Source organism: Desulfonatronum sp. SC1 (assembly GCF_003046795.1).
Classification (GTDB): Bacteria; Desulfobacterota; Desulfovibrionia; order Desulfovibrionales; family Desulfonatronaceae; genus Desulfonatronum.
In genome coordinates this window covers 164,694-184,118 of the sequence record NZ_PZKN01000002.1, presented here as the reverse complement: position 1 = coordinate 184,118, position 19,425 = coordinate 164,694, and the positions used below count along the sequence as shown (strand labels likewise).

At 59.9% G+C, this 19,425-nt stretch carries 21 protein-coding genes; 10 read left to right on the top strand and 11 right to left on the bottom strand.

From position 1 onward, the window contains the following. The first annotated feature begins 118 nt into the window (after positions 1 to 118). Positions 119 to 436, top strand: a complete 318-nt coding sequence (locus C6366_RS02175; RefSeq protein WP_107735706.1) for a TusE/DsrC/DsvC family sulfur relay protein — start codon at positions 119 to 121, stop codon at positions 434 to 436. Between the two features lie 374 nt (positions 437 to 810). On the opposite strand, the gene C6366_RS02170 is transcribed toward C6366_RS02175, so the two are convergent. Next, complete coding sequence (locus tag C6366_RS02170; protein WP_107735705.1) at positions 811 to 1,227, bottom strand: MarR family winged helix-turn-helix transcriptional regulator; 417 nt, start codon at positions 1,225 to 1,227, stop codon at positions 811 to 813. Then, positions 1,217 to 3,151 carry a cation-translocating P-type ATPase gene (locus C6366_RS02165; RefSeq protein WP_107735704.1) on the bottom strand — a complete coding sequence of 645 codons (1,935 nt, stop codon included), beginning with the start codon at positions 3,149 to 3,151 and terminating at the stop codon, positions 1,217 to 1,219. Before C6366_RS02165 ends, C6366_RS02170 begins: the two co-directional genes overlap by 11 nt. Positions 3,152 to 3,521: 370 nt before the next feature. Here C6366_RS02165 and C6366_RS02160 point away from each other — a divergent pair, with 370 nt between their 5' ends. From C6366_RS02160 to C6366_RS02135, 6 genes are all read left to right on the top strand, one after another. Further along, positions 3,522 to 3,845 (top strand): hypothetical protein, encoded by a 324-nt coding sequence (locus C6366_RS02160; RefSeq protein WP_107735703.1) that lies wholly within the window; start codon positions 3,522 to 3,524, stop codon positions 3,843 to 3,845. After that, entirely contained in the window at positions 3,842 to 4,723 is an 882-nt protein-coding gene (locus C6366_RS02155) for an ABC transporter ATP-binding protein (protein ID WP_107735702.1), read from the top strand. Before C6366_RS02160 ends, C6366_RS02155 begins: the two co-directional genes overlap by 4 nt. A gap of 13 nt (positions 4,724 to 4,736) precedes the next feature. Continuing rightward, positions 4,737 to 5,405: a hypothetical protein gene (locus C6366_RS02150; protein WP_107735701.1), complete on the top strand. Its 669-nt coding sequence runs from the start codon at positions 4,737 to 4,739 to the stop codon at positions 5,403 to 5,405. Beyond that, positions 5,405 to 6,682, top strand: a complete 1,278-nt coding sequence (locus C6366_RS02145; RefSeq protein WP_107735700.1) for a DUF4857 domain-containing protein — start codon at positions 5,405 to 5,407, stop codon at positions 6,680 to 6,682. The genes C6366_RS02150 and C6366_RS02145 overlap by 1 nt, the downstream gene beginning before the upstream one ends. Before the next feature lie 146 nt (positions 6,683 to 6,828). Then, a complete protein-coding gene (locus C6366_RS02140; protein WP_031387669.1) occupies positions 6,829 to 7,155 on the top strand; it encodes a type II toxin-antitoxin system RelE/ParE family toxin in 327 nt (108 codons plus the stop codon). Beyond that, entirely contained in the window at positions 7,148 to 7,474 is a 327-nt protein-coding gene (locus C6366_RS02135; RefSeq protein WP_031387668.1) for a helix-turn-helix transcriptional regulator, read from the top strand. Before C6366_RS02140 ends, C6366_RS02135 begins: the two co-directional genes overlap by 8 nt. Before the next feature lie 173 nt (positions 7,475 to 7,647). On the opposite strand, the gene C6366_RS02130 is transcribed toward C6366_RS02135, so the two are convergent. The 5 genes from C6366_RS02130 to glgP all read right to left on the bottom strand — a co-directional run bounded on the left by C6366_RS02130 (position 7,648) and on the right by glgP (position 14,006). Beyond that, positions 7,648 to 8,142, bottom strand: a complete 495-nt coding sequence (locus C6366_RS02130) for a peptidylprolyl isomerase (protein ID WP_031387667.1) — start codon at positions 8,140 to 8,142, stop codon at positions 7,648 to 7,650. A gap of 179 nt (positions 8,143 to 8,321) precedes the next feature. Then, positions 8,322 to 9,398 (bottom strand): branched-chain amino acid aminotransferase, encoded by a 1,077-nt coding sequence (locus C6366_RS02125; protein WP_107735698.1) that lies wholly within the window; start codon positions 9,396 to 9,398, stop codon positions 8,322 to 8,324. Between the two features lie 41 nt (positions 9,399 to 9,439). Then, a complete protein-coding gene (locus tag C6366_RS02120) occupies positions 9,440 to 9,934 on the bottom strand; it encodes a hypothetical protein (protein WP_107735697.1) in 495 nt (164 codons plus the stop codon). A 5-nt stretch (positions 9,935 to 9,939) separates the two neighbouring features. Beyond that, positions 9,940 to 11,256, bottom strand: coding sequence for a phenylacetate--CoA ligase family protein (locus C6366_RS02115; RefSeq protein WP_107735696.1), 1,317 nt, complete (start codon positions 11,254 to 11,256; stop codon positions 9,940 to 9,942). Positions 11,257 to 11,441: 185 nt separating this feature from the next. Beyond that, complete coding sequence (gene glgP, locus C6366_RS02110; RefSeq protein ID WP_107735695.1) at positions 11,442 to 14,006, bottom strand: alpha-glucan family phosphorylase; 2,565 nt, start codon at positions 14,004 to 14,006, stop codon at positions 11,442 to 11,444. 291 nt (positions 14,007 to 14,297) lie between these two features. Between glgP and dut the strand changes: the two genes are divergently transcribed. Both dut and C6366_RS02100 read left to right on the top strand, forming a co-directional pair. After that, the gene (gene dut, locus C6366_RS02105; RefSeq protein WP_107735694.1) at positions 14,298 to 14,750 is read left to right on the top strand and encodes a dUTP diphosphatase; all 453 of its coding nucleotides are present in this window, start codon (positions 14,298 to 14,300) and stop codon (positions 14,748 to 14,750) included. 125 nt (positions 14,751 to 14,875) lie between these two features. Continuing rightward, positions 14,876 to 16,084, top strand: a complete 1,209-nt coding sequence (locus C6366_RS02100) for an aspartate aminotransferase family protein (protein ID WP_107735693.1) — start codon at positions 14,876 to 14,878, stop codon at positions 16,082 to 16,084. Positions 16,085 to 16,093: 9 nt separating this feature from the next. Here C6366_RS02100 and C6366_RS02095 read toward each other — a convergent pair whose 3' ends face one another. Continuing rightward, positions 16,094 to 16,732, bottom strand: a complete 639-nt coding sequence (locus tag C6366_RS02095) for a Uma2 family endonuclease (RefSeq protein WP_107735692.1) — start codon at positions 16,730 to 16,732, stop codon at positions 16,094 to 16,096. Between the two features lie 157 nt (positions 16,733 to 16,889). Here C6366_RS02095 and C6366_RS02090 point away from each other — a divergent pair, with 157 nt between their 5' ends. Continuing rightward, complete coding sequence (locus tag C6366_RS02090) at positions 16,890 to 17,075, top strand: hypothetical protein (protein ID WP_107735691.1); 186 nt, start codon at positions 16,890 to 16,892, stop codon at positions 17,073 to 17,075. A 19-nt stretch (positions 17,076 to 17,094) separates the two neighbouring features. Here C6366_RS02090 and C6366_RS02085 read toward each other — a convergent pair whose 3' ends face one another. From C6366_RS02085 to C6366_RS02075, 3 genes are all read right to left on the bottom strand, one after another. Continuing rightward, the gene (locus tag C6366_RS02085) at positions 17,095 to 17,433 is read right to left on the bottom strand and encodes a P-II family nitrogen regulator (RefSeq protein WP_107735690.1); all 339 of its coding nucleotides are present in this window, start codon (positions 17,431 to 17,433) and stop codon (positions 17,095 to 17,097) included. A 158-nt stretch (positions 17,434 to 17,591) separates the two neighbouring features. Further along, complete coding sequence (locus tag C6366_RS02080; protein ID WP_107735689.1) at positions 17,592 to 18,761, bottom strand: D-alanyl-D-alanine carboxypeptidase family protein; 1,170 nt, start codon at positions 18,759 to 18,761, stop codon at positions 17,592 to 17,594. Positions 18,762 to 18,893: 132 nt separating this feature from the next. Further along, the gene (locus tag C6366_RS02075; protein WP_107735688.1) at positions 18,894 to 19,352 is read right to left on the bottom strand and encodes a chemotaxis protein CheX; all 459 of its coding nucleotides are present in this window, start codon (positions 19,350 to 19,352) and stop codon (positions 18,894 to 18,896) included. Positions 19,353 to 19,425 lie beyond the last annotated feature (73 nt).

Below are 19,425 nucleotides of genomic sequence, written 5' to 3'. Positions count from 1 at the left end.
TTCTGATCATCACGAAATCCCTCGGGTTTGGGACTCGTGGTTTTTGACAAGGGTATCGGGCAGGTGCTAAATGCACACTCATTTTGAGATTTAACAAACGCTTAAGGAGGTTTGGACAATGGCCACTGTAGAATTTAAGGGAAATAACTTTGAAGTTGATGAAGACGGTTTTTTGCAGCGTTTTGAAGACTGGAACCCGGACTGGGTTGAATTCGTCATGGAGAGCGAAGGCATTAAAGAGATGACCGATGAGCACCAGAAGGTTCTCGATTTTTTGCAAGACTACTACAAGAAGAACGGTATCGCCCCGATGGTGCGTATCCTGTCCAAGGTGACCGGCTACAAGCTGAAGCACATCTATGAGCTGTTCCCCTCCGGACCCGGCAAGGGAGCCTGTAAAATGGCCGGTCTTCCCAAGCCCACCGGTTGCGTATAATCAACATTATACCGGTTTTACAAAAAAAGCGGAGCCCTGGGGCTCCGCTTTTTTTTGTGGCGCGCTGCTTCCCGAGGCCGGGGAAAAATTACGCGATAATAGCAACTACTGAGCAGAGCCGGAGAAAAGACCTGGGTAGCAGCGAGGTGTCGGCTTTCGCTGGTGACATCATCAAACAACGGCCTCCTTTCATCAGGCATTTCTGGGAAAATCGAAATCCAGACGGTTTTCGTGGTGTTCAACAACCCTCTTTTTTGTGCAGTTACTTATGCTGAGTCGTGAAAAATCTCCTTTTCGCGGGCTCCGCGTCCTGGGCAAAGCATGCGGTTCAAATCTTCAAGCGCCAACCAATTCGGATCTAGCCCGTGCTGTTGCTAAAAAAACGGCAAGATTTTCCGCAGCAAATTGATCAGTTGATCTGTTTCCTCGGTGCTCAGTCCGGCGGTGAGTTCACGGGTCAGGCTCAGGTGCAGGTCGTGGTGTTCGGCGGCCAATTGTTCGCCTTTGGACGTCATGCCCAGACGGATGGAGCGGCGATCGGACTCGTGGGGCTGGCGCTCCACGATGCCTTTTTTTTCCAGGCGATCCACGAGCACGGTCAGGGAGCCGGTGGTCACGCCCATTTTTTCGGCCAAATCCTTCATGGTCAGCCGACCGTGGGCGCAAAGGATTTCCATGGCGTGGATCTGTTGCAGGGTCAATGGTTTGCCCCGGACCACGCCGTGCTCCCAGGAGGCGAATTTCTCGTGAAACTCCACCAGCAGGGAGGTCAGTTCTTCGTCATGTTTCATTGCGTTGCTCCTGAAGGTCATCCTTGCCCATGGCCAGGGCGGCTGAGGAGAAGACCACGATTACGGCCCCCACGTTGTGGACCACCGCGGCCTGAATCGGTCCCAAAATGCCGACTGCCCCGCCCCAGACGGCCAGGGCGTTGAAGCTCAGTCCCAAGACCACGTTGATCTTGATCACGGTGAGCATTTTCCGACTCAGACGGATCAGCAGGGGCAGGCGGGAGATGTCGTCCCGGGTCAGGACGATGTCCGCGGTTTCCAGGGCCACGTCCGTGCCCGCGCCACCCATGGCCACGCCCACGTTGGCCCGGGCCAGGGCCGGGGCGTCGTTGATGCCGTCGCCCACGACCATGACCGTATGCCCGGCTTCCTGGAGGCGGCTCAGTTCTTCCAGTTTCTGGTTCGGCTTGAGCCCCGATTTGATCCAGGTAATGCCGAGCTGCTCAGCCACCCGGCGCACGGCCAGGTCGTGGTCTCCCGAAAGAATCCCCAGCCGGGTAATACTCAGGCCCTGCAAACGGCGCATGGTTTGGGCGGCCTCGCTCCGGATCGTGTCCGCGACGCCGATCACGCCGATGGGGCGCTGGTCCCGGTAAACCAGCAGCGGGGTGGCCCCCCTGGCCTGAATGGTTTCCAGGCAGGTCCGTAAGTCCGGCGGCAAAGACCCGGCCCCGGCTCCCTTTCCGGAACCCTCCCGGGCAAATAGGGCCGGCCCTCCCACCTCGATGTGTCGCCCCTGGACCACGGCCCGTACCCCCCGGCCCACTTCGGCCACCACGTCCGTGGCCGTACCCAGGGTGATTCTGGCGTATTGGGCGGCCTTGAGCACGGCCCGGGCCAGGGGATGGCTGACGTCCTTCTCCACGCAGGCCGCGCAGGCCAGAACCTCTTCAGGAGTGCAGCCGTCATCGGCCCGGACTTCCTCCACCCTGGGCCGACCGCTGGTCAGGGTGCCGGTCTTGTCAAAGAGCAGGGCGTCCACCTTGGAAGCTTGCTCCAGGTAGCGGCCGCCCTTGACCAGAACCCCAGCCCGGGCCAGGCGGCCCACCGCGGCCACCGTGGCCGTGGGAGCGGCCATGATCAACGCGCAGGGACAACCGGCGATGAGCACGCTCACGGCCCGGCTCCAGTCCCCGGACCAGTACCAGACCAGTCCGGCAATGGCCAGAATCAGCGGCGTGAACCAGGCGGCGTAGCGGTCGATAAACCGGGTGGCCAGGGGCTTGTGCTGCTCGGCCTCGCCGACCAGGCGGACGACCCGCCCCAGGAGCGTGTCCTCGCCCACCTTTTCGGCCCGGATGCGCAGCACCCCGTTGTGGTTCAGGGTTCCGGCCAGGACCTCGTCTCCCGCGCTTTTGGTCACGGGCATGGATTCCCCGGTGATGGCGGACTCGTCCAGGGCCGAGGCTCCGGAAACGATCCGGGCGTCCACGGGAATGCGGTCTCCCGGCTTGACCAGGAGCAGATCGCCTGGAGTGATGTCTTGGACCGCGATTTCCCGTTCGATGTCGGCTTGCAGAAGCAGGGCGGTCTGGGGCGCCACGCGCATCAGTTCATGGATGGAACGGCGGGCCGAATCGCTGGTGGCCTCTTCGATCAGCGTGCCCAGGGTCATGATGAAGGCCACCACGGCCGCGGTGAGCAGTTCGCCCTGGATCAGGCAGGCGATCAACGCCAGGCTGACCAGTTCGTCCACGTTCACCCGGCGTTCCAGCAGGCCCTGAATCGCCCCCCAGATGATCGGCCCGCCGTTCAGTCCGATGGCCCCGGCGTAGAGCACGAGAACGGGCCAGGCCCAGGCCGGCCCGAAAACTTCCCAAAGATATCCGGCCAGGGCCAAACCGCCTCCGGCCAGACACACCTGAAAATCCCGCAAGACGAACAATTCCCTGTACACGCCCAGGGTGGCGAAGCGGCCGATCATGGTCAACTCCAGGTAATGAATAAGGTTTGTGCTTCGAGAATATAGTTTGACTATAAAGTTTTTTGATTAGTGGATAGCTTGAGGCTTGTAAAGGGGTGGCATCAAATTACAATCAGTATTATGAAAATTGTTTTCAACACCATTGACATTTTGGGTGAGTTGATTGATATGTTTGATGTGCTTTTCGCGACTGGGTTTCAATTTGAAAGCGAAGAATGGATTCACCGTCAAACTGCAACTACTCATGTTCTCCAGGCGTAGCCGTTTCCATTGTGGGGCAGGCATCCTGCCCCATTTTGACCTGCCCAATGGACTCTGCCCTGATTTTCCGAGCAGATGAATCAACCTCAAAAAAGGAACGAGGTGTAGGATGATTTTTAGAAGAACGATCGTTTGGCTGGCATTTGCCTTTCTGATTCCGGCCGGTTCAGCGGCCTGGGCACATACGCCCCTGATGCTGTGCATGGACAACGGCGACAATTCCATCACCTGCCAGGGCGGGTTTTCCGATGGCTCATCAGCAGGCGGCGTGATCATGCGGATCAAGTCTTCTGATGGAAGAGTGTTGCAGGAAGGCCAAATGGACAACAACTCGGAATTCACCTTCATGAAGCCCCGTGGAGATTTCCTCGTGGTCTTCGATGCCGGTCCCGAGCACCAGTTGCGGGTGCCTGGACGGCAGATCGGCCAATGAGCAACGCCATCGAGATCCGTGGCCTGGGCCATCGGTACAACGGGCGAACGATCTACGAGAACCTCAATTTCAGCGTTCCGGAAGGGTCGGTCTGCGGGCTGCTGGGTAAGAACGGGCAGGGCAAGACCACCTTAGTGAACATCCTGATGGGCTTTCTCAAACCCTTCAAGGGGGAGTGCCTGGTGTTGGGGGAGGATTCCCACGACCTGCCTCCGGCCGTGCGCGCCCGGATCGGTCTGCTCCACGAAGGGCATCTGGCCTACGAATTCATGACCATTGCCCAGACCGAGCGCTTTTATCGCGGCTTCTATCCCCGCTGGAACCCGGAAATGTTTTTCGGGCTGGTGAACAAGATGGGCCTGTCCCTGAGTCACAAGGTGGGCAACATGTCCTGCGGCCAGCGTTCCCAGGTGGTGCTGGGCGTGATCATGGCCCAGGACCCGGACTTGTTGATCCTTGACGACTACTCCATGGGCCTGGACGCCGGATATCGGCGGCTGTTCCTGGACGTGCTGCACGATTTCGCGGCCAAAAAGGGCAAGACCATCTTCGTCACCAGTCATATTGTCCAGGATTTGGAGCAGTTGGTGGACACGATCATCTTCATCGACCGGGGCGAGATCATGCAAGTCGGGCTGGAGGAGTTCATGACCGCGTTCAATAAATACGTCTTTCACTGCGAAAACGTGGACGAACTGCCCCGGGACGACATCGTCAAGGGCTTTGAACGGCGCGGAAAGACGATTTCATTGTATTCGTACGCCGATATTCAGGCCGTGGAACGCCACCTGGCCGGACTGGGCGTCCAAGCCCGGGATCTCTCCCAAGCGTCCATGAGCCTGGAGGACGGGTTCATCGGCCTGATGGGCAAATATTGAAGAAGGAAGAGAAATGATTCGATCCATACTGCTCAAGGAAGGGCTGAAACTGCGCTGGGTGTTTCTGGCGGCCCTGGCCGTGAACGTGGGATTCTGCGTCAAGGTCTTTCTGGACGTTCGCCAGCAGATGACCACGGAGCACGCCCAGATGGTCTGGTACCAAGCCATTCATCTCCAGACCGTGTTCCAGTACCAGATGCGCCACCTGCCGCTGCTCACGGGCCTGGCCCTGGCCGCGGCCCAGTTTGTTCCTGAATTGCTGGGCCGCCGGATGCGCATCGCCCTGCACCTGCCCGTTGCCCGGGAAACCATGCTGGCCTGGTGCCTGCTGGCTGGCCTGGGGCATCTCTTGGTCGTGATCGGAGTCGTCGCCGGACTGACCCACCTGACCATGGCCCGCTATTTTCCCGCCGAGGTGAGCTGTTCATCCTTGGCGACCATGGCCCCCTGGTACGCGGCAGGAATGCTGGGCTACCTGGGAGCGGCGGCCCTGCTCCTGGAGCCGAAATGGCCGCGCCGACTTTTCCTGGGGCTGGTGTTCGGGACAGCGGCTTACGTCCTCATGATCGGCCGCGGCTACGGCTGGTTCACTCCGGCCTTGCCCTGGCTGCTGGCCGCGCTGCCCCTGGTGCTGTTGAGCGTCTTTGAACCCGGTCGCCGGTTTCACCAGGGAGGTGCGTGATGTCCGGGAATAATTTATCCCGCATACTCACCCCGGTCTCGCGATGGAGCGCGACGATTCTGGCTGTCCTGGCCTTGATCTTTCTGCTGCCCGCGATCTTCGACAAGGTCGGAGGATCGGGAGGCGACGAGCCGTTGCTGTTTTTCAGTCCTCTTTTGGAAGAGTTTATTTACCAGGAGTCCCTGGGCGGTCACCAGTTCCTGTATCGGGATGAGCAGGGCCGGGACTACAGCCGCCAGGATTTCGAGGACCAATTGCCCTTTGTCTATTTTCGCAATCTGGAGCGGCGCAACCTGTTGCCCATGGCCATTGCCGGGCGCACCTTCGACACGGAGGCCATCGCCGCGGACCGCCAGGGCCTGGAGATTCGCGCCCGTCATTTGCGCGGCCATCATCCGCGCATCGACCTCTATCCGCTGTTCAACATCGATCCGGCGGTGGCCATGATGCGTTTCCCCGTGGAAATGTTCCGGTTCACGGATTCGGCCATGGAATTTCTGAACGCGGATTATAATCGCCTGGATCGCGACCTGACGGAAACGTTCACCAATACCTTGCGGGAACTTGGCTTTTCCTTCCCGGCCACGGTGATCGGCGGCAGGGCCACGAACCTGAAGCCTTTTGACGACGGCTACTTCATCCGTGACGCAGTGGGGCGGATATTCCACGTCAAACGGGTTCTGAATCGGCCCGAGGTGGTCGCCACGGACATCGATCCGTCCCTGGACGTGTTGGACATCATCGTCAACGAGAACGAGCGCCGGGAATTTCACGGGGTGATCATCACCCGGCAGGGCGAAGCGTTCCTGATCTCATGGGACGACTACCGGCTGATCCCCCTGCCGGTGCAAGGCTACGATCCCGCCCGCATGGATCTGAAGCTGCTCATTGATCCGCTGTACCGGACCGTGACCGTGAGTTCGGATAAGAGCGTGTTCGGCGTGGCCATGAACACGGCCTACGAACCGGTACGCCGATTCGAGCTTTCCCGCCGGGATGCTTCGTCGCCCTGGGTTCAGCGGATGCGCGAGTTTCTTTTCCCCGTCGAGCTGCACCTGGAAAGCCCCTGGCGCGGCCAAGCCGACCTCCAAGTCCAGCTCGGCGGCCCCTGGTCCATCGGTGGCATCCTGACGGCCCTGGCCGTCCTCCTGCTGATCCGTCGCGGCCGCGACAAAACCCTGCCCGTTCTCGCGGACCTTGCCCCAGTTGCCCTGACCGGCTTCATCGGCCTCCTGGCCGTGCTTTTCCTCCAGCCTGGACGCCGCCGGGCTTCCTGAAAACATCTTTGACCGGCCCCCAGGCGAAAGATTGTCCTGGGGGCCGGTTTCGGCATTCCTTGACATTCTTATTCAAGGTGCGCCGATAGCTTGGTCAGTCACCTTTTTTGCGTGACTATTGTTATCAAATTTGCTAACTTATAGCCATGCCCTATTCGATTGAATACTTTCATCCGAAGGTAAGAGAGGATATTGAAAACTGGCCCGTTGGTATTCTGGCAGACTATGCGCGACTGGTTGACCTTTTGCTCGAGTTTGGCCCAAGCCTGCGCATGCCGCACTCACGCCCCATGGGCGAAGGACTTTTCGAATTGAGGGCGCGGGGACGCGAAGGAATCGGACGTGCACTATACTGTTTCATCATCGGGCAAAAAGTGATCATCCTTCACGCTTTCGTAAAGAAGACCCGACAGACTCCTGAGCATGAACTGAAGATTGCCCGGAAAAGAATGAGAGAGGTGCAAAATGACTGAACTCAAATATCAACCAGTTCTCCACGACCAGAAGGCGTTTCTCGAAAAAAGCATGAAACGCAAAGGGTTCAAGGAGGCTTATGAAGAACTCGCGGAAGAGTATGTCCTGGTTCGCGAATTGCTGGCAGCGCGGGCCCGGGCCGGTTTGACCCAGGAGGATGTTGCGGAGTTGATGGGAACGACCAAAAGCGCTGTGTCGCGTCTGGAAGCAGCTGGAAAACACGCTCCATCCGTGACGACTCTCAAAAAATACGCACATGCCGTAGGGTGCCATCTCGAGATCAAATTGGTACCGAATCCCCCCTCAGCTATCAGGTGATCCAGCGGAACATATTTCCTCTCGCTCGATGGGCAGCGTCATCGGTCCGAAGGACAAACAAAGGTCGCTCACTGAAACCGGCATCCAGCCCAAGCACGGCTGGTCGGTATCAGTGAGCGACCTTTTTGAAGGGGAAGCTTCGCCGGAGAGCGTCCGGAGATTTCACCGTCGAACTACTCGGCGCGAACCATGTCCGTGATCAGCACCGGTTCCACCGGGACGTCCTGGTGCATGCTCTTGTTGCCGGTCTTCACTCCGGCAATGGCGTCCACCACATCCATTCCCTCCACCACTTTGCCGAATACGGCATAGCCGAAGTCCCGGCCGCCGTGGTCCAGGAAGGCGTTGTCCTTCAGATTGATGAAGAACTGGCTGGTGGCGCTGTTGATGTCCGCAGTGCGGGCCATGGCCAGGGTGCCGCGGAGGTTTTTCAGGCCGTTGTCCGCCTCGTTCTTGATGGGCGGATGGCCGCGTTTGGGAGTCATGTCCTCGGTCATGCCGCCGCCCTGGATCATGAATCCGGGGATCACGCGGTGAAAAATGGTGCCTTGGAAAAAGCCATCATCCACGTAACGCAGAAAATTTTCCACGGTTATCGGCGCTTTTTCGGCGTCCAGCTCAATGGTGATCGCTCCATGGCTGGTGGTCATTACGACTGTGGTCATCATCTTCTCCAACGGTTGGGCTCCCTCGTCGGGAGCGGGTGAGGCGGCGTTTTGAGCGGATGCCGCCAAGGGGAATGTGGCCAGGATAATGGCCAGGATCAGACCCAGGATCTGAACAGGAAGGATTCGCGTGGCCCGTGTGCCGGGCTTTGGGGTGTTTCGCGTCATGGCCGTGACCTCGGTCAGATTTTCACTTCATACACCCAGCCAAACGCATCTTCCTTCTCGCCGTACTGGATGCCCACGATCTCGTCATGCAGCCGCCGGGCGAGGTCGCCCACGCCGCCGTCCCGGACCGTGTACTTCTTGTCTTTATAAGAAATGGAGCCCACCGGGGAAATGACCGCGGCGGTGCCGGAGCCGAAGATTTCGGTCATGGTTCCGCTTTGGATGGCGTCCACGCATTCCTGGATGTCGATCAGCCGTTCTTGGACGTCCATGCCCCATTTTTTGGCCAGGGTCAGGACTGAATCCCGGGTGATGCCCGGGAGGATGGAGCCGGTCAGGGGCGGGGTGACCAGGGTGTCTCCGATCCGGAAAAAGATGTTCATGGTCCCCACTTCCTCGATGTACTTCCGTTCGATGCCGTCCAGCCAAAGCACCTGGGTGAAGCCTTTCTTCTTGGCCACTTCAGCGGCAAAGAGGCTGGCCGCGTAGTTGCCCATGGTCTTGGCCTCGCCCACGCCCCCGCGCACGGCCCGTACGAACTCGTCGGACACGTAGATGCTCACGGGGCTGAAGCCCTCGGCGTAGTAGGCGCCCACCGGCCCAGTGATGATGTAGTAGATGTATTCCTTGGCCGGTCGGACCCCGATGTGCGGTTCCGAGGCGATCATGGTCGGTCGGATGTACAGGGACGAGCCCATGCTGTGGGGAATCCAGGCGTGGTCCACGCGGAGCAGGGCCTCCAGGGCCGCGAGCTGGTCCTTCACGTCTATGGTGGGCATGCACAGCCGGGTGGCCGAGCGGTTCATGCGCTCAAAGTTCTGGAAGGGCCGGAACAGATGAATCCGGCCGTCGCGACAGCGGTAGGCCTTCATGCCCTCAAAGATGCCCTGACCGTAATGCAGGACCATGGCCGCCGGGTCCATGGTGATGTTCTGGTACGGCACGACCCGCGCGTCCACCCAGCCCTGGGGTTCGCGGTAGTCCACCCGGAACATGTGGTCGCTGAAGGTATTGCCGAAAACCAGCTTGCTCTCGTCCGCCGGCTTGCCGCGAAGTTGGGCCTCCGGGGCCGGTTCGATGCGGATATCCATTGATTATTCCTCCCAATGCATTGGGGTTGAAGGTTGTGGGGTCATGTTCGTAAGTCCGGTTTCTCCATGCGGAGCGCGTGCCCGGTTGCCCGCTGTATCGCCTGAACCAGCGCCTCGGGCTCGTCGGTGCCGATGCGGAAGGTTTTGCCTTGCTTGGTGCGGATTTCCACGGCATCCAGGCCGGAGACGTTGTAGAGCGTTCCGTGGGGCGTGAGGCGGATGCCCCAGCCGTAGTACCACGGGTTGCGTACTGCATGGGCCTGGGCGATGTTTTCCAAGCGTTCGACCTTGCGCGGCCAGCCCGGGGTGAAGGCGGCGGTCAGCGCGGCGGAGGTGATGGTTACGGTCAGGCTGGAAAAAGTAAAGCCGATGGTCACGGCCACGACCAACAGCACCCAGAGCCAAGACGCTCCACCCTGGATCAGCTGATGCAGGATAAAGGCTCCGGCCAACACGAAGGAGGCGATCATCAGGGTGCCGCGCTGGGTGTGGGTGTAGATGGGGCGCTCTGGAGAGCGTTCGGAAGTGTCGTTCATCCCGCTCACCCGGCCTTGGCCTGGTCCAGGAAACTGGACACGCTTTCCCGGTGGTCGAAGACCCGCTTGCTCTTGCGCTCGGTACGGGGCAGGGCGGCGTAATCCAGAATTTCGACCTGGGAGCGGACCATGATTTTGCGCCGGATCTCTCCGGCCACGGCCTCGGCTAGGTCCTTGTCCGCTGAAGCGTCCACGTTGGGCCCGCGTTCCACCTTCAGGGTCATGACGTCCCGGCCGTCGTCCCGGTGGAGCAGGTGGATCTGGTATTCGCTGCCCAGGCCGGGGATGCGGCTGAGCACGTCGTCGATCTGGCCGGGGTAGATGTTCACGGCCCGGTAGATGAACATGTCGTCCGTGCGGCCCAGGACCCGGTCATGCAGCGGAAAACCCACTCCGCAGGGGCACTCGCCGGGGATCAAACGGCTCAGGTCGTGGGTGCGGTAGCGGATCAACGGGGCGGCCTGTTTGCGCAGGGTGGTGACGACCATTTCGCCGGGTTCACCGGGTGGGACCGGCTCCAGGGTGACCGGATCCAGAATTTCCAGGATGAAATAGTCGGCCCAGTAGTGGATGCCCCGGTGCAGTGCGCAGTCCAGCCCCGTGCCCGGGCCATAGAGTTCGGTCAGGCCGTAGATGTCGAAGATGTGTTCCACGCCCAGCAGTTCCTTGATCCGCTGGCGCATGGAGTCTCCGTGCCGTTCCGCGCCGAGGATGATCTTGGAGACCTTGACCCGGTCGATCAGGCCCCGGCGGTGCAGTTCCTCGGCCATGAGCAAGGCCATGGAGGCCGTGGCGCAGAAGACCGTGGTTTCCATGTCCACCATCATTTCGCAGTGCATGTCCGAATTGGCCGGCCCCAGCGGCACGGCCATGGCCCCGAACCTCTCGCAGCCAAGCTGAAACCCGGCCCCCGCGGTCCACAGCCCGTAGCCCACCGCAATCTGGACCCGGTCCGCCGGGGTCAACCCGGCCAGTTCGTAGCAGCGGGCGAACATGTTCCGCCAGTCGTCAATGTCCTGTAGGGTGTAGCAGAGCACCTTGCGCTTTCCCGTGGTGCCGGAGGAGGCGTGGATGCGGACGATGTCCTCGAAAGGCACGCTGCGCAGGGGATACGGGTAGCCGGACTGCAAATCCTCGGCGTCGCAAAACGGGAGGTGGCGCAGATCGTCCAGGCTTTGGACGTCCTCGGGCAGAACCCCGGCTTGGTCCATGCGCTCACGGTAAAACGGGCTGCCCGCGTAGGCGTGCGCCACGGTCCAGCGCAGCCCGGCGGTCTGGATGTCGACCAGTTGCTCGGGGGATGTTTTTGGGATGAAGGTCATTTGGAATAATGGTTGAGGGTTGAATGGTTCACGGTTTACGGTTTATTCCGTTTCGCGCTCAATGATACGGATAGCCTGGGCGTCCTCATAGTCGAAATCGAAATCGCTATCGCCGTCTTCCAATGACGGATTTACTTTGCTCGATTTCGATTTCGATCCTGGCTCCTGAATACTAATTTCCCCCCTCACTGCGCCCAATGAATCAATCCCAGGGAGTGCGGGTCCAGCAGGAGTTTGTGGTTGGGGAGCATGCGCACGGTGAAGCCGAAGCGTCCGGGGGCCTCCGGGATGAACTGGCCGGAGTAGCGGTACCAACCGTCCTTGAGGGGTCCTGTCAGGTCCATGCAGGCCGTGCCGCGTTGGGCGAAGGAGCCGTCCGCGGTGACCGGACCGGCATAGATTTCCACCCGGACGTCTTCAGGATTTAACCCGTTGAGGTAGACGTCTGCCTGGATGTCCATGGCCTGGGTTACGTGCAGGATATTGGGAACATTGGCCTGAACATTGGTGATCCGCAGGGCGTTCCACTTGGTCATGATTTCCATCCGCCAGGAGGCCAGCTGCTTGGCCGGGGCGAAGCTTTCCTCCATCAGGCTGACAGAGTTCTTGTAGGCCGGCTGGTAGGCGTTCTTGACGTAGTCCGCGACCATCCGGTGGGAGGTGAAAACCGGGGTGAAGAGCTGGAGGCATTTTTTCATCCGGCGGATCCACTCCCGGGGCAGGTTGGCCTGGCCTCGTTCATAGAAGGTGGGGATGACTTCCTTTTCCAGGAGAGTATAGAGGATCTGGCTTTCCACGAAGTCCTGGTAGGCCGAGTCTTCATACTCCTCGCCCTGACCGATGGCCCAGCCCACGGCGCTGTCCATGCGGTGCGCCTCTACCCACCAGCCGTCCAGGGTGCTGACCTGGAGCACACCGTTGGCAATGGCCTTCATCCCGCTGGTGCCGCAGGCTTCCAGGGGGCGGCGGGGGGTGTTCAGCCAGACGTCGCAGCCCTGGACCATGTACTCGGCCACCTCCATGTCGTAATCCTCCAGAAAGACCAAACGCTTGCGCACCTCAGGCTGCTGGCAGAACTGGACAAGCTGCTGCATGAACTTCTTGCCTTCGTTGTCGTGGGGGTGGGACTTTCCGGCAAAGATGAACTGCACCGGACGGTTGGGATCCGTGAGCAGGCGCAGGAACCGCTCCCGGTCCGCCAGGAGTAGGGTGGCCCGCTTGTAGGTGGCGAAACGCCGGGCAAAGCCGATGGTCAGGACTTGCGGATCCAGTACTTCGTCGGCTTCTTGCAGTTCCTTGCGCCGGGCTCCGCGCTGGACCAACTGTTCACGTAGACGAAAGCGGGCGTAGTCCACAACTCGCTCCCGCAGCCTTTCATGGGCCCGCCACAGTTCTCCGTCCGGGATGGTCTCGGCCTGCTGCCAGACCCGTGTGCAGTCCGGGTCTTCTTTCCAGTTGCCGCCCAGGTAGCGCTCGAAGAGCATGGCGATGTCCCGGGCCACCCAGGAGGCGATGTGCACGCCGTTGGTCACCGTGCCGATGGGGATGTCCTCAACCGGGTACTGGGGCCAGACCTTTTGCCACATCCGCCGGGAAACATGGCCATGCAACTCGCTGACCCCGTTGTTGAACCGGGAAAGACGCAGAGCCAGGACGGTCATGCAGAACCATTCCCCGTCGTTGCGCGGGTCTTCCCGGCCCAGGGCCAGGAGCACCTTGAAGGCTAGACCCAGGCTGCGGGCATAGCCGTCGAAATAGCGCTGCATCAGTTCCGCTGGGAAACGATCGTTGCCGGCTGGGACCGGGGTGTGGGTGGTGAACACGCTGGTGGAGGCGGTCAGTTCCATGGCTGCCTCAAAGGACAGCCCGTACTCGGCCATGAACACCCGGATGCGCTCCAGGCCGGCGAAGGCGGAGTGGCCCTCGTTCATGTGGATCACCCGGGGCGTCAGGCCCAGGGTGTTCAGAGCCTTGATCCCGCCGATGCCCAGTAGGATTTCCTGCCAGATGCGCATTTCCAGGTCTCCGCCGTAGAGCCGGGAGGTGATCTGCCGGAAGTGGGGCGGATTCTCGGAGATATTGGAGTCCAAAAGGTAAAGCTGGATCCGGCCCACCCGAACCTTCCATATCTGGGCGGACAGCGGCTGACCGGCTAGGTCCACGCTGATGGAGACCGGCTTTTGATCTTTATCGCGGACAAGCTCCATGGGCATTTGGGAGAAGTCGTAGTCCGGGTAGCGTTCGTTCTGCCAGCCATCCGCGGTCAGGTACTGCCGGAAGTAGCCCTGCTGATAGGCCAGGCCCACGCCCACCAGAGGGATGTTCAGATCGCTGGCGGACTTGAGGTGATCTCCGGCCAGGATGCCCAGGCCTCCGGAATAGATAGGCAGGCAGAGGCTCAGCCCGTACTCCAGGCTGAAGTAAGCCACCAGGGGCTGGTTTTCTTTGTAGGTAAAAGGCAGCGCGGTGCTCTTGCGCTCCATGTAGATGTCCTGGCTGTGCTTGACCGAACGCAGGCGCTCCAGAAAAAAGTCGTCCTTGGCCAGGGACTCCAGGGTGGCTTGGGGTAGGTGATTGAGAAAGGCGATGGGATTTCCGTAGCTTCTGGCCCATAACTTGGGGTCGATTTGGGAAAAGAGCCCGGTCACCTCGTGGTTCCAATCGAACCAGACGTTGTAGGCCAAGTCCCACAAAGTGTGCAGCTTGGAGGGGAGCTTGGGAATGACGCTGTAGGTGCGGAGCGGTTTCATGGAGTTCTCCTGAATCGAACATGTTGGGAAGGCCGGGAGTGTTCCGGAAGGCCCGTTTCCCGCGGGCCGATGCCGAGGGTGCGGGGAGAAGCGTCGAGGCAAGCCCCGGCTTGACTGAGAGTTTTGCCAGGGAACGGCCAAAAGTTCAATGGTCGAGGGCCGTATTATGGAAACAGCCCCAAAAACTGTTGATGCCGTGGCCGACGACTTGCGAGGGTTGGACGCAAGGGCTATTGAGAAACAACGCGACGGCACGCAGTAAAAAACATTTCATAAACCGAGGAATTTTTCATGCATTCCATTCCAGTCGATGTTCGCGTTCTCAGCCCGCTGTGGTCCCATTCCGATCTTCGGGGCGCGACGCCGGGGTCTTGCGGACTGGATCTGATGGCCTGTTTTACCGAAGAACAACGAGTCTTGCTTCCGGGAGAACGCACGGCGGTTCCGAGCGGTCTGGCCATCGACATCCGCCGACCGGGAATCGCCGGGTTCGTGTACTCCCGCAGCGGGCTGGGCACAAAGCAGGGCTTGGTGGTCAGCCAGGGTGTCGGGGTGATTGATCCGGACTACCGCGGCGAGATCATCGTCTCTTTGCTGAACACCTCCGGCGAGGAGCGGACCATCACCCGCGGCCAGCGCATTGCCCAGTTGATCTTTCAGTCCTATTTTCCGGCCGAGTTCACGGTCCGGGACGAATTGACCGCCACCCAGCGCGGGGCCGGCGGATTCGGGCATACGGGATGAGGGGGAAGGGAGAGGGCTGAGGGTTAAAAACTGAGGGCTGAAGTTAGAGATCTGTGGACTGACAATTGAGTTGCAGGCTTTGCCTCGTGTCCTTTATCAACATGCAACGAGTAACCTGACGAATTATGCCTACGACAACTTCTCTTGCCGCGCTCCAGAAGCGCGAACAGCGCGTATTGTGCCGGACCTACGGTCGTTATCCTCTGGCCGTGGCTTCAGCCTCGGGATGTACTCTCGTCGATCCGGACGGACGGGAGTATCTGGACCTGCTGGCCGGAATCGCCGTGTGCAACCTTGGGCATTCCCATCCGGAGCTGCTGGCCGCGATGCGGGATCAGGCCGAGCGGCTGATCCATGTCAGCAATCTATTCTACCAAGAGGAGCAGTTGGTCCTGGCCGAAAAGCTTCTGGACACCTGCGCCCTGGACAAGGCCTTTTTCTGCAATTCCGGAGCCGAGGCCAACGAGGCGGCCATCAAGCTGGCCCGTCGGTACATGCGCAAGGTCAAGGGGCGCGAAGCCTACGAGGTGATCTCCCTGGCCGGGTCGTTTCATGGCCGGACCCTGGCCACGCTGACGGCCACGGGCCAGGACAAGGTTAAGGACGGCTTCGGGCCGTTGCCCGAAGGGTTTAAGACCGTACCCTTCGGGGACTTCTCCGCCTTGGAGGAGGCCGTGTCCGCGAAGACCGCGGCCGTGCTCCTGGAGATCATCCAGGGAGAAGGCGGGGTGCTGCCCCTGACTGACGACTACCTTGCCGCTGTCCAGGAATTGTGCCGGGAGACGGGCGTGCTGATGATAGTGGACGAGGTGCAGACCGGGATGGGCCGCAGCGGCAAATTCTGGGCCCATCAGCATGCCGCGCTTCGTCCGGATGTCCTGACCACCTCCAAGGCCCTGGCCAACGGTCTGCCCATGGGGGCGATGCTCTGCACCGACGAGGCGGCCCTGGGGTTCGAGCCGGGCAGCCACGGCACCACCTTCGGCGGCGGCCCGGTCCCGTCCATGGTGGCCGCCAAGGTGATCGACATCCTGTTTCGGGACAACCTGCCCGACAGGGCCGCGCGACTTGGCGAACTGGCCCAGGGCCTGTTTCGCGAGGTTCAGGCTGCCCATCCAGGCAAGATCACGGACGTGCGCGGACGCGGCCTGATGCTGGGCATTGAGCTGGCTTTTCCCGGCCAGGACGTCTGGCGTGGGCTTCTAGAATCGGGCTTCGTCCTGAACCTGACCCAGGATCGGGTACTTCGCCTCCTTCCGCCGTTGGTGATCACGGAAGCGGACCTGCGGCGGTTCAGTCAAGCCTTGGGGGAAATCCTGGTAAAAAAGGCCTGACCGGGAGCGTCAAGGGGAGGGCAGGGGGGCTTCAGTGTCCTCCCCGTATTCCGGAGCGTCATGATCCCGGACGACTTCAATGCCTGTGCCCGGAAGCGGGACGTCTTCGTAAATCAGTTCCAGCGGCAGTTCCACGTTCAGGCACTCAAACAGGACCGAGCCCGAGGTCATGATTTGGCCGACCCAGTTCTCCGACTGGCGATGTACTTGAACCAGTTCGCGCTCCTGATCAACGAGCACGTATTCCCGCAGGCTGGGGATGGTGATGTAGGTGACCAGTTTTTCCTGCTGATCCACCCGGCGCGTGGAGGCGGAGAGAACCTCGACGATCAGGCACGGGCTGGTTCGGAAGTAGGGTTGCCGGTCCTTGGGGTCGCAGGACAGGACGAGGTCCGGGTAATAGAAGATGGTTTTGCCTTGAAGCTGGATGCGGACCTTCATGTCCGACATGAAAAGCTGGCATGGCGTGCCCCGGACGTGAGGCCGCAGGGCCGCGAAAATGTTCCCGGCGATCAGGCCATGTCGATCACTGGCGCCGACCATGGCGTAGACCGCGCCGTCGATATACTCGTGGCGGACGTCGCTTTCCAACTCACCGGCCAGGTAATCCCGGACGCTGATGGTCTCGACGGGTTGTGCTCTGCCCATGGTTGCCTCCGTCTGTAAGGATTCGGGTGTTGCGGATAGGGGCGTATTTGGCGGCCTTGGATGGTGGAGCAACGCCGTTGTCGGCAAGACAAGGTTTGACCGATCGTGGTCAAGGTAGGTAGAGTGTCTTATTCACAATCCAACAAGGATGATGACCATGGACGTTTCCTCGGCACAGGCCCAGGTTGCCGCGGCCAAGATCGAAGCGGAGCGAGAGCGGGGCAGGGAAATCGCGGAACAGGAGCGACTTCAACAGCAGGACATCCGCCGCCAGGAAGAGCTGGCTGAAGCCTCCAGATCCCCGGAGCAGGCCGCCGGACAGATCGTTAACGAAGCGGTGTAGTTCCCCTTCTGCTCATTCGTTAAATCGCATCGACACCTTGTTCCCCGGTACGGATGCGAATCACGTTTTCTACCGGAAGGACGAAAATTTTTCCGTCGCCGACCTTGCCGGTCATGGCCGTCTTCTGCACGGCCATGACCACGTCGTCGAGCATCGAGTCATCCACCACCACCTCGATCTTGATTTTCGGGGTGAACTCCACTTGATACTCAGTCCCGCGGTAAACTTCCTTATGGCCGCGTTGCCGACCAAAGCCCCTGACCTCTGTGATGGTCATGCCCTTGACTCCCAGGTCGGTCAAAGTCGTTTTCACGTCGTCCAACTTGAACGGTCGAGTGATGATCTCCACTTTTTTCATGACGTCGACTCCTTGGGCTGGAGGTTCACTTTTTTAGGCTCAGAGGCGAGCGGCATGCGCCGGGAAGAAGCACGGGACGACAACTGTTCAAACCGTCTGAGTAATCGTGGGACCGTTGGATCTCAAGGTTGATTCGTGAGAGCGAACCTTCGGAAACCTCACTGAAACCAGCGCAGAATCGTATCCAGGAGAGAGCGAAAGATGCCGCCTTCCTTGACGCTGCGCAAGGCCACCAGAGGGTGGTCAGCAACCAGGTCGTCTTCCAGATAGACCCGCAGTTCTCCCACGGGCTGTCCGACTTCTACCGGAGCTTCGATCCGTTCTTCGAGAGCTATTTCCAGACGAAGGCTTTCCCGACTGCCTTTGGGGATGGAAGCGAAGAACGTCGTGTCAACGCCCACGGGCAGGCGGGTCACCGCTCCGAACCACAGCCGAGGTTCAACGAGGATATCTCCGGGTTGTTGAATGGTCGCGGTTTCAAACTGCCGAAATCCCCAGTTCAGCAAGGCTTGAGATTGATCCGCCCGAGCCCGGCCGCCATCACGAGAGCTGGAAGCTTCAATGCCCATGACCACGGCCACCAACCGCATCTCGTCGCGCTGGGCCGAGGTTACCAGATTGTATCCGGCCGCCGAGGTCCAACCGGTTTTCACGCCGTCCACCGAGGGGTCCCGGCCCAAAAGAAGGTTGCGGTTGTGCTGGGTGATGTTGTTGTAGGTGAAGCTGCGTTCCGAGTAGTAGCCGTAATATTCCGGGAAGCTGGTGATCAGCTCTCTGGCCAAGGTGACGATGTCCCGGGCGGAGGTGTACTGCGCTTGTTCGCTGGGCAGGCCGTGGCTGTTCTGGAACTGGGTGTCGTTCATACCCAGGGCCAGGGCCTGGGCGTTCATCAAGTCCACGAAGGCCGCTTCGGTTCCGGCGATCCGTTCGGCCAGGGCCACGCAGGCGTCGTTGCCGGACTGGACGATCATCCCTCGGATCAGGTCTTCCACGGTGACGTGGCTGCCCACATCGATGTACATTCTGGACGCCCCGGTCATCCCAGTGCGCCAAGCCTGTTCGCTGACCAGTATTTCCTCGTCAAGGGTGAGCCTCTCGGCTTGCAATTCCCGAAAGACTAAATAGGCGGTCATGATCTTGGTCAGGCTGGCCGGTTCCACGCGCAGATCAGCGTCTTTTTCCGCCAGGGTCGCCCCGCTACGTGCGTCCATTAGAAAATAGTTGCGGGCCGTCAGTTCGGAGGGCGGACTGATGTGCAGGCGGGCGTGGACCGACGTGGTCAAAAGCAGAAAAATGAGAAAAAAGAAAGAAATACGTAACAGTCGCATGATACGCCATCCTGGGGAAATGTTTTCAGACAATGCGGAGTCTGAGGTTGAGGCATCCGCAATATGATCGGATGAACTTGAGACGGGAAGCACGGGAAATCAATTCCGCTCCGTCGACGTGAAAGGTTCGCATTATTGAAAACAAAACTCAACCGTGAACTCACCATGATCCGTGGTGAATGGAATGGCCATGATCGGCTCGGAGGATATATGGTGGATGGTGTGGCCTTTGCCCATGATCACCGTGGGCGTGGCGGATTGGATGGTCAGCCCGGTCTCGGCCAGAAGTTGACGAGATTTCCCGGAAATCATGTTCGTAATTTCCCCCACGGCGTCCTTGGTGTCCAAAATGATGTCTTCAACGGCGTCGCCCAGCATATTTTTGACAACAGCCAGAGCGCATTTTTGCGTGAAGGTCACGGAGATGGTCCCGGTCTTATCTCCGGTCAGACCGATCACGCCGGTGACGTCGCCTTTGGCCATGCTGTCCTTCTTGACGTACGGCTTGCCCGCCACGGGAGTGATCATGGCCATCGTGGATAGGACTTCCGTTGTTGCCTTGATGAAGGATTTGGCGATTTCTATGCTCATGGTTGGTGCTCCTTGAGGGATTGGTGACGGATCGGCATCAAGCCACAAAAAAAATGTAATGGCAATGGGTCAT

Bases quoted from the DNA above. Each gene is read 5' to 3' on its own strand.
- C6366_RS02175 (WP_107735706.1), top strand. From the start codon at position 119: ATGGCCACTGTAGAATTTAAGGGAAATAACTTTGAAGTTGATGAAGAC.
- C6366_RS02170 (WP_107735705.1), bottom strand. From the start codon at position 1,227: ATGAAACATGACGAAGAACTGACCTCCCTGCTGGTGGAGTTTCACGAG.
- C6366_RS02165 (WP_107735704.1), bottom strand. From the start codon at position 3,151: ATGATCGGCCGCTTCGCCACCCTGGGCGTGTACAGGGAATTGTTCGTC.
- C6366_RS02160 (WP_107735703.1), top strand. From the start codon at position 3,522: ATGATTTTTAGAAGAACGATCGTTTGGCTGGCATTTGCCTTTCTGATT.
- C6366_RS02155 (WP_107735702.1), top strand. From the start codon at position 3,842: ATGAGCAACGCCATCGAGATCCGTGGCCTGGGCCATCGGTACAACGGG.
- C6366_RS02150 (WP_107735701.1), top strand. From the start codon at position 4,737: ATGATTCGATCCATACTGCTCAAGGAAGGGCTGAAACTGCGCTGGGTG.
- C6366_RS02145 (WP_107735700.1), top strand. From the start codon at position 5,405: ATGTCCGGGAATAATTTATCCCGCATACTCACCCCGGTCTCGCGATGG.
- C6366_RS02140 (WP_031387669.1), top strand. From the start codon at position 6,829: ATGCCCTATTCGATTGAATACTTTCATCCGAAGGTAAGAGAGGATATT.
- C6366_RS02135 (WP_031387668.1), top strand. From the start codon at position 7,148: ATGACTGAACTCAAATATCAACCAGTTCTCCACGACCAGAAGGCGTTT.
- C6366_RS02130 (WP_031387667.1), bottom strand. From the start codon at position 8,142: ATGATGACCACAGTCGTAATGACCACCAGCCATGGAGCGATCACCATT.
- C6366_RS02125 (WP_107735698.1), bottom strand. From the start codon at position 9,398: ATGGATATCCGCATCGAACCGGCCCCGGAGGCCCAACTTCGCGGCAAG.
- C6366_RS02120 (WP_107735697.1), bottom strand. From the start codon at position 9,934: ATGAACGACACTTCCGAACGCTCTCCAGAGCGCCCCATCTACACCCAC.
- C6366_RS02115 (WP_107735696.1), bottom strand. From the start codon at position 11,256: ATGACCTTCATCCCAAAAACATCCCCCGAGCAACTGGTCGACATCCAG.
- glgP (WP_107735695.1), bottom strand. From the start codon at position 14,006: ATGAAACCGCTCCGCACCTACAGCGTCATTCCCAAGCTCCCCTCCAAG.
- dut (WP_107735694.1), top strand. From the start codon at position 14,298: ATGCATTCCATTCCAGTCGATGTTCGCGTTCTCAGCCCGCTGTGGTCC.
- C6366_RS02100 (WP_107735693.1), top strand. From the start codon at position 14,876: ATGCCTACGACAACTTCTCTTGCCGCGCTCCAGAAGCGCGAACAGCGC.
- C6366_RS02095 (WP_107735692.1), bottom strand. From the start codon at position 16,732: ATGGGCAGAGCACAACCCGTCGAGACCATCAGCGTCCGGGATTACCTG.
- C6366_RS02090 (WP_107735691.1), top strand. From the start codon at position 16,890: ATGGACGTTTCCTCGGCACAGGCCCAGGTTGCCGCGGCCAAGATCGAA.
- C6366_RS02085 (WP_107735690.1), bottom strand. From the start codon at position 17,433: ATGAAAAAAGTGGAGATCATCACTCGACCGTTCAAGTTGGACGACGTG.
- C6366_RS02080 (WP_107735689.1), bottom strand. From the start codon at position 18,761: ATGCGACTGTTACGTATTTCTTTCTTTTTTCTCATTTTTCTGCTTTTG.
- C6366_RS02075 (WP_107735688.1), bottom strand. From the start codon at position 19,352: ATGAGCATAGAAATCGCCAAATCCTTCATCAAGGCAACAACGGAAGTC.